Source organism: Cupriavidus sp. SK-4, assembly GCF_000611125.1.
Classification (GTDB): Bacteria; Pseudomonadota; Gammaproteobacteria; order Burkholderiales; family Burkholderiaceae; genus Cupriavidus; species Cupriavidus necator.
On sequence record NZ_JFJW01000112.1, the window covers coordinates 1 to 8,388 of the forward strand.

Annotated in this window: 8 protein-coding genes and 1 pseudogene; 4 read left to right on the top strand and 5 right to left on the bottom strand. The window is 64.3% G+C overall.

From position 1 onward, the window contains the following. Positions 1-89 precede the first annotated feature (89 nt). From CF68_RS24225 to CF68_RS24235, 3 genes are all read right to left on the bottom strand, one after another. On the bottom strand, positions 90-1,397 hold the full coding sequence (locus CF68_RS24225; protein ID WP_035823727.1) for an MFS transporter: 1,308 nt from the start codon (positions 1,395-1,397) through the stop codon (positions 90-92). 123 nt (positions 1,398-1,520) lie between these two features. Continuing rightward, positions 1,521-2,453 (bottom strand): 3-keto-5-aminohexanoate cleavage protein, encoded by a 933-nt coding sequence (locus tag CF68_RS24230; protein ID WP_035823729.1) that lies wholly within the window; start codon positions 2,451-2,453, stop codon positions 1,521-1,523. Positions 2,454-2,528: 75 nt separating this feature from the next. Next, complete coding sequence (locus CF68_RS24235; protein ID WP_035823731.1) at positions 2,529-3,311, bottom strand: SDR family oxidoreductase; 783 nt, start codon at positions 3,309-3,311, stop codon at positions 2,529-2,531. A 96-nt stretch (positions 3,312-3,407) separates the two neighbouring features. Between CF68_RS24235 and CF68_RS24240 the strand changes: the two genes are divergently transcribed. Further along, the gene (locus CF68_RS24240; RefSeq protein ID WP_035823734.1) at positions 3,408-4,190 is read left to right on the top strand and encodes a GntR family transcriptional regulator; all 783 of its coding nucleotides are present in this window, start codon (positions 3,408-3,410) and stop codon (positions 4,188-4,190) included. A gap of 198 nt (positions 4,191-4,388) precedes the next feature. Here CF68_RS24240 and CF68_RS24245 read toward each other — a convergent pair whose 3' ends face one another. After that, positions 4,389-5,036: an IclR family transcriptional regulator gene (locus tag CF68_RS24245; RefSeq protein WP_035823737.1), complete on the bottom strand. Its 648-nt coding sequence runs from the start codon at positions 5,034-5,036 to the stop codon at positions 4,389-4,391. Positions 5,037-5,271: 235 nt separating this feature from the next. On the opposite strand from CF68_RS24245, the pseudogene CF68_RS24250 reads away from it, so the two are divergent. The 3 genes and pseudogenes from CF68_RS24250 to CF68_RS24260 all read left to right on the top strand — a co-directional run bounded on the left by CF68_RS24250 (position 5,272) and on the right by CF68_RS24260 (position 7,942). After that, positions 5,272-6,111, top strand: a pseudogene (locus CF68_RS24250) (Bug family tripartite tricarboxylate transporter substrate binding protein). A gap of 44 nt (positions 6,112-6,155) precedes the next feature. After that, the gene (locus tag CF68_RS24255; protein ID WP_035823739.1) at positions 6,156-7,031 is read left to right on the top strand and encodes a TauD/TfdA family dioxygenase; all 876 of its coding nucleotides are present in this window, start codon (positions 6,156-6,158) and stop codon (positions 7,029-7,031) included. Between the two features lie 59 nt (positions 7,032-7,090). Next, positions 7,091-7,942, top strand: coding sequence for a TauD/TfdA family dioxygenase (locus CF68_RS24260; RefSeq protein ID WP_035823741.1), 852 nt, complete (start codon positions 7,091-7,093; stop codon positions 7,940-7,942). Positions 7,943-8,104: 162 nt separating this feature from the next. Here the strand turns inward: CF68_RS24260 and CF68_RS24265 are convergent. After that, a partial coding sequence (locus CF68_RS24265; RefSeq protein ID WP_051591667.1) for a helix-turn-helix transcriptional regulator occupies positions 8,105-8,388 on the bottom strand: 284 nt, incomplete at its 5' end.

Consider the following 8,388-nt stretch of genomic DNA (forward strand, 5'->3'; position numbering starts at 1 on the left):
ACCTCAACACACAAGAAATCTGACAGGCTCCACTTGGAATACAGTCAGCACCACCTCCTGTCATGGTGGCGTTCCCGCCTTACAACCCTTCAGCGTTCCTGCCCCTGCCGCAAAAACGGCGCCACGGCGCAGGCGATCAGCAACAGGCCCGCCATGATGACCAGCCCATTGCGCGTACTGCCGGTCGCCTGTTCGATAATGCCCATCACCGACGGTCCGATGAATCCGCCCACCAGCCCGCAGGTATTGATGAGGGCCAGTCCGCCCGCCAGCGCCACGCCCTTCAGGCGAGACGACGGGAACAGGAAGACAATCGACTGCACCACAAAAAACATCAGCGCGGTCAGCGAGAAGCCGACGAGTGCCATCACCGGGCCTGCGAAGGCGGCAATCAGCAGGCCGCCTGCCATCACGACCAGCCCCAGGCAGAGCAGGCGGCGGCCGCGCCGTGGGGTGTTGGCATGCCGGGGCAGCCATGCGGCGCCGATGGCGGCGGCTATCCAGGGCAGGGAATTGAGCAGCCCGATTTCCACGGGCGTGAGCTTGCCGTACGTGCCGATGATGCCCGGGAGGAAGAAGATCACCGTGTAGATCGAGATCTGATGGCAGAAGTAGATGAAGATCGCCAGCCAGACCTGCGGATCACGCATGGCGCCCAGGAACGAGTGGCCACCTTTGCCGGCACTGGCATCGGCGGCTTCCGCGGCCAGTCGGCTGCGGACTTCCTGCGCCTGGGCTGGCGTCAGCCATGGCGCGCTGTCCGGACCGTCGGGCAGCTTCTTCCAGACCACCGCGGCAAGGAACACAGCGGGCATGCCTTCCAGCACGAACATCCATTGCCAGCCCTTGAAGCCCCAGAGGCCATCCATGCCCAGCAGGGCACCGCCCAACGGGCCGCTGACGATGTTGGCGATGCAGACGCCGAGCAGGAAGTAGCCCACCGCCCGCGCGCGATCCTCGCGGCCGAACCAGTACGTGAGGTAGAGCATCACACCGGGAAACAGCCCCGCCTCGGCCGCGCCGAGCAGCACGCGCATGATGTAGAAGGAGGTCTCGCCCTGGACAAAGGCCATCGCCGCGGACAGCAGGCCCCACGTCACCATGATGCGTGTGATCCAGAAGCGCGCCCCGACCCGATGCATGATCAGGTTGCTCGGGATTTCCAGCAAGGCATAGCTGAGGAAGAACAGACCCGCGCCCAGCCCGTAGGCCGCGGCCGAGATGTTCAGGTCGACAGCGATGTGGGTCTTTGCGAGGGCAATGTTGGTGCGATCGAGAAAGCTGATCACATAGGACAGCACCAGCAAGGGCATGAGCTTGCGGAACAGTAGTGCGGTCAGCGGGCGGTCTGTCGGCGCGGCCAGCGGCGGCGCGCCTGAGGCGGGTACGGTCTGCATGTGCGTAGTCTCCATCGGCGGATATGGCGCCACGCCCTGGGGCCGCGCGTCAGCCGTTCTGCCTGGTTGATGTCTTCAGTGGTCGATGGTTGGGCGGGGCCGGGCCGTGGCGGCCCCGCCTGCTCAGAACGCGGTGCCTGCCGCGCCCTTGAGGTCCAGGATGTCGCGGGCTTCGTCCGGCGTGGCCACGTCGATGTTCAGGGCTTCGAGCACGGTCCGGATGCGCGTGACCTGCTCGGCGCTCGATGCCGCCAGCTGGCCCGGACCGATCCAGAGTGAGTCCTCCAGGCCAACGCGCACATTGGCGCCCATTGCCGCGCCGATAGTCGCCAGCGGAATCTGGCTGCGGCCGGCGCCGAGGATCGACCAGCGGAACTGATCGCCGAACAGGCGCCGGGCGGTGCGGTGCATGTGCATCAGGTCCTCGGGATCGGGGCCAATGCCGCCCAGGATGCCGAAGACGGTTTGGATGAACACCGGGCCACTGACCAGGCCGCGGTCAAGGAAGTGCCGCAGGTTGTACAAATGGCTGATGTCATAGCACTCGAATTCGAATCGCGTGCCGTTGGCATTGCCGATGCGCAGGATGTTCTCGATGTCTTGGTAGGTGTTCTTGAAGATCAGGTTGCGGCTGTTCTCCAGGTGTTCGCGCTCCCAGTCGTGTTGGAATTCCTTGAAGCGGTCGAGCATCGGGAACAGGCCGAAGTTCATCGAGCCCATGTTCAGGGAGGCCAGCTCCGGCTTGAAGGTCGTGGCCGGCAACATGCGCTCTTCCACCGTCATGTGCGGGCTGCCGCCGGTGGTGATATTGATCACGGCGTCGGTCTCGGCGCTGATCCTGGCGAGGAACGGCCGGAACAGCTCCGGGTCCTGCGACGGGCGTCCGTCCTTCGGGTCGCGGGCGTGCAGGTGCAGGATGGCGGCCCCTGCGCGCGCCGCGTCGATGGCGGCTGTTGCGATCTCGTCGGCGGTCACCGGCAGGTGGGGCGACATGCTGGGCGTGTGGATGGCGCCGGTCGGGGCGCAGGTGATGATGGCTTTGGCTCGCTTGGCCATGGTGATTCCTTTGTCGGGTGTTGTCGGACTGCGGGCCGCGGATATCCGGCGGCCCCCGGGAATGCGCCGGGCGCGCTAGCTGAGCGCCTGGGTCAGGCCGTCCACGACCATTTCCTGGCCGTGCACATTGGCCGCCTGGTCGCTGCAGAGAAAGCGCACCATGTTGGCGATGTCGCGCATCGTCACCATGCGGTGCAGTGCCGCCTGCGACGTGTAGTCGCGCGTGACTTCCTCAAGCGGCTTGCCGAGCGACTCTGCCTTTGCGGCAATGACCGCGCGAATACGCGGGCCATCGACCGCACCGGGCAGCACCGTGTTGACACGGATGCCATCCGCGCCCAGTTCAAGCGCCAGCGATTTGGTAAAGCCCACCACGGCCCATTTCGATGCGGAGTAGGCGGAACGGCCCGGCATGCCGAGATGCCCGGCAGCGGAGGACAGGTTGACGATCGACGGCGAGCGCCCCTGCCGCAGGCGCGGCACCGCGGCGCGGGCGCACAGGAACTGGCCGGTGATGTTGACGGCAAGCGTGCGCTCCCAGTCGGCCAGGGACAGGGTTTCGACACCGCCGGTCGGGCCGGCAACCCCGGCATTGTTGACGAGCACATCCAGGCCGCCAAAGGCGCAATCCACCGCCTGGAACAGTGCCTCGACGTCGGCTTCCTTCGACACGTCGGCCCTGACTGCCACCACGCCGGGCAACTCGGCACAGACACGTTCAAGACTGTCTCCAGCCACGTCGCAAACCGCGGCGCGGGCGCCCGCCTCCACAAAAGCCCGTGTGATCTCCAGGCCAATTCCGTCCGCGCCGGCGGTCACCAGTACACGTTTGCCGGCGAGCGATTCATCCTTCCACATGATTCCAATCCTCTTGGGAACAGGCGGATGCCTGCCTTCTGGACGAAGATTAAAACTGTGATCACAGATCAAATATAGAGAATAACCCTATGTGCTATGCTTCGCGGCATGACCCTGAATGACCTTGTGACGCCCCTTGTCCGCCAGACGCTCAGCCGCGACGTCTACACGCAGCTGCGAGACCTGCTGATCAGCGGCCAGATGATGCCGGGAGAGCAGATTTCCCTGCGCAACATTGCTGCCGCGCTGAACGTCAGCGTCATGCCGGTGCGGGAAGCGGTGCATCGCCTGGTTGCCGAGCAGGCACTTGAGCTCACGCCAAACCGTGCACTGCGGGTACCGAGGATGAGCGTCAGCCAGTTCGAGGAGATCACAAAGATCCGGATTCAACTGGAGGGACTCGCCACCGCGACTGCGGCAGAGCGCATCACCGATGAGGAACTAAAGCAGGTACAGGCACTGCACCGCCGGTTTGCCGACGAGATGTCGAAGCGCAGTCCCGACGGCGCGGATGTCATCGCCGCGAACCAGGCCTTTCACTTCGCTGTCTATGCCGCGGCGCGCATGCCGATCCTGCTGCAGATGATCGAGTCGCAGTGGCTGCGCATTGGCCCGATCCTGAACCACGACCTCCGCTCCGGATCGCGCCGCGTGGAAGAGCGCGTCGCGGTCAAGCATCACGACAATCTGATCGAAGCCCTGCGCAGGCATGACAGCGCGGCTGCATGCGCGGCGCTGCGCGGGGATATCGAGAGCGCGGCGGCCTATATTGTCTCGGCAGGGGTACTGGTCAATACGGACAGGACCGAGGATGCGGCGGTCACGTTGGTGCCCGTGAAGCGGGCCGCGAAGGCGGGGCGTGCAGCGGTGAAGGGCTGATCAGTGCGGCAGACTTGAAGAAGGTCACGGCATTCAATGAGGGGCTGACATCGATGCCGTTATAAAGCGAGCCATCACCCCTTGATGCTGCTGTTCGCGGTGGCGTCGGCCGGGAAGAGCCGACCGCGGTCGTACAGAGGTAGCCGTTAGCTGTCATGCATGCAGGCCATCGTGATCGATGCCTGCATTCCCGCCCCCTCAAGCCGGCGCCAACCCAATCATCCTGCTAACATTCCCCGCAGCCCGCTGCAGCGCCGGCACCATCTCCTCCCTGATCCGCGCAGGCGTAGCCTCGCCCATTGACGTAGAAATACCAAGCGACAGCTGCCTGGACCCCACCGCTGGCAGAGGCACGGCAATCGACATCTGATTGCTTTCCGGATATTCCAGCTCGCTCCATTCGCCGACCGGCAGGGCAAGCGCCATGGCCAGGGCGCTGCCTGGCGGCAGCACGCTGCCTACCCGCAAGTTCATGACCACCAGCCGGCGCCGCTCGGCCGGGGCCATTGCGCGTCCGACGATGATGACGCCTTCGGGGTTTATCTCCCCCAGGTTCGCCGTGCCGGAATAGGCGTCGGCCAGCTGCTGCAGGTGCTCCTGCACCGCCTCGGTCACGCCCAGGCTTTCCATCGCGGCAAATCCGATCTCGAACACGCGCGTGGTGAGCCGCCACTGGTTTGCCTCGCGAGCCACGTATCCCTCTTCCTCCAGCGTCAGCAGGAATCGCAGCACCGTGGGGTGGGGCAAGTCCACCGCACGTGACAGCTCGGCCAGGGTCGGACGGCCGTTCTGGCGGAAGGCTTGCAGGATGGCTAGACACCTGAGGATTGATCTATTACTCTTCATTTGTTCACTACGTGTAACGTACGTTCACTAGGTGAACAATATAAACAAAGAAAGCGTGGGCGGCAAGCATTCTCGCTGCCCCACCACAGGAGACAACATGAAGCGCCCCATTCTCAGTGCCGCGCTGGCCTGCGCGGCTGCGATCATGCCCGGGCCTGCCGCCTGGGCCAGCGATGCCTGGCCGAGCAAGCCGATCAAATGGGTTGTCCCTTACCCGCCCGGCGGATCCACCGACATGCTGGCTCGCATCGTCGGCCAGAAGTTGGGGGAGCGGCTCGGGCAACCCGTGGTGGTAGAGAACAAGGCAGGCGCCGGCGGCAATGTCGGCACTGACTACGCGACCAAGCAGCCGGCCGATGGCTACACCATCGTGATGGGCAATATCGGCCCCATCGCCATCAATCCTTCGCTCTATTCCGACCTGCCGTACAAGCCGAGCAAGGATCTTGCGCCGGTGACCATGCTGATGGCGGTGCCCAATCTGCTGGTCGTGAACACGGCCCTGCCGGTGCAATCCGTGAAGGACCTGATCCAGTACGGCAAGCGCCAGGCTACGCCGCTGACCTATGCAACGCCGGGCGCCGGCACCTCGCTGCACCTGGCGGGCGAGCTGTTTGCCAGCACCGCCGGCCTGCGCATGACCCACGTTCCCTACTAAGGCAGCGCGCCGGGGCTGAACGACACCGTGGCGGGCCATGTTCCGGTGATGTTCGACAACATGCCGTCGGCGCTGCAACTGGTGAAGTCCGGCAAGTTGCGCGCGCTGGCCATCACCGGGGCGCAGCGTTCGCCGCTGCTGCCCGAGGTGCCCACCATGGCGGAAGCCGGCCTGCGCGGCTATGAGATTGCAGGCTGGTTCGGCGTGCTGGTACCGGCCGCAACGCCCAAGCCCATCATTGCCCGGCTGGATTCAGAGCTGGAAGCAGTGCTCAAGATGCCCGACGTCCGCAAGAAGATCGATGAGATGGGCGGCGTCATCTCCGGCGCCGGGCCGGAGGCGTTCGGCGTCTTTATTGATGCGGAAACGCAGAAGTGGCGCGCGCTGGTGCGCAGCGCCCACATCACCGTCCAGTAACCCTCGCAGTCGCTAACACGCTTTAAGGAAGGAGAACGCAAGCCATGTCGCAATACCGTTTCATCGATGTCCAGCCCATAGCGGGCGCCCTGGGTGCGGAGATCAGTGGGGTAGACCTGTCCCGGCCGGTGCCGGACGAGACGTTCGCAGAGATCCGCTCGGCGCTGCACAACCATCAGGTGATCTTCTTTCGCGACCAGCAGTTGACGCCGGATCAGCACAAGGCGTTCAGCGCCCGATTTGGCGATCTCCTGGAAGTGCCATTCGTCCGCGCGCTGGAAGGGCATGCTGAAATCCTGCCGGTGATGAAGGGCAAGGCTGAGCAGACCAAACGCAACTTTGGCGGTGCATGGCACACGGACATGAGCTATGCAGAAGTCCCGCCGCTGGGGTCTGCCTTGTATGCACGCGTCATTCCGCCCTACGGTGGCGACACCATGTGGGCCAGCATGTATCACGCTTACGATGCCCTTTCCGATGGGCTAAAGCTGGTGCTCGACAAGTTGCGCGCGGTACATAGCCCCGTGCGCTCCTATGGCGCCAGAGGCGCCGTGGTCAACAACGGCGACCCCGCCCACAAGATGGACGTGCGTACCGATGACCGCGCCAACAGCGAGGTTCTCCATCCGGTGGTGCGGGTGCATCCGGCGACGGGCAGGAAGGCTTTGTACGTCAACAGCACCTACACGATGCGCTTCGAGGGCATGACCGAAGAAGAAAGCGCGCCGCTGCTGCAATACCTCTACGCCCACGCTGCCCGCCCCGAGTTCACCTGCCGCTTCCGCTGGACTCGCGGCGCACTTGCGGTTTGGGACAACCGCTGCACGCAGCATCTGGCGATGAACGACTATGACGGCTTTGACCGCGAGCTGCATCGCACAACCATCGCCGGCGACCGCCCGGTCGGCGTGGCAGCCTGAGCGCGCCGCTGTTCGCCTGGTGCGCCCACTCGCTTCCTTACGCTCATCAAGGAGACGCAATGGCAATGCAAGTTCTGCCCCAGGACACCCCCTGCGGCGCGCTGGTCACGGGCCTGGACCTGAGGCAGGCACTGACCGATGCGCAAGTCGCCGAAATTCGCAGGCACTGGCTTGAGCACAAGGTTCTTGCCTTCACCGACCAGGACCTGGCCATCGAGGACATCGAACGCTTCGCGTCAACGATCGGCCCGCTCGGCAGCGATCCCTACTTCACCGCCATCCCTGGCCATCCCCATGTCGCGCAAGTCCGGCGCGATGCCAACGAGCGCACGCCGATTTTTGCCGAGTCCTGGCACTCGGACTGGAGCTTCCTGGCGCAGCCACCGGCGGCTACGGTGCTTTACGGCAACGTCATTCCGCCAGTGGGCGGCGACACGCTGTTCGCCGACCAGTACGCCGCCTGGGACGCGCTGCCGGCGGAACTCAAGTCATTGGTGGCCGGCAGGCAAGGCATCCATTCCGCGCGGCGCGGCTATTCGCGGCAGGGGGCATATGGTGAGGAGGACAAGGGGCGCTCGATGGCGATCCGTTATTCGGACAGTGCGCTGGCAACGCAGCTACACCCTATTGCGCGCAAGCATCCCGAAACCGGGCGCACAGCCTTGTTCGTCAGCATGGGCTACACGATCGGCATCGATGGCATGAGCGACGAGGAGGCGGCGCCGATCTTGCGGGCGTTGTTCGAGCACCAGGCCAGGCCGGAGTTTGTGTATCGCCATCGGTGGTCGCAGGGGATGCTTGTCGTTTGGGACAATCGATGCGTGAACCACGCGGCGACTGGTGGTTACGATGGGTATGACCGGCTGTTGCATCGGATTACTGTGGAGGAGCGCGGCGATCGCGCCGGTTGACGATCGGGTGGCGTCCGGGCCCGACGGGCGGGCCTGTCAGTTTTTATGTGCAGGGCAGGTAAAGACGCTGAACCCGGGCCTGTAGGTCGATTCACGGACTGCCCCAATCGCCCGCAGCGGACTTATCGTCTTCCGACACAAATAGCCGAATGCCTGCACGATTCAGGAGCTTTGGTAGCCCTTCGAGGGCCCGGCTTCATCGACGAGGGCGGTCATGGCCACGCCCAACGCCACAGCAATCTTCTCGATATTGCAGATCGAGATGTTGCGTTCGCCGCGCTCCACCGAGCTGATGTAGTTGACGTGAAGGTCGGCCGCTTCCGCAACCTTCTCTTGCGTAAAACCTTTGTCTTTGCGGATGCGCCGCATATTGGCGGCGAATAGCATCTGCGCCCCACACTTTTGCGTTTGGTTCCGGCGCGCGTCAAGGTAGTTGTCGCCTCGGT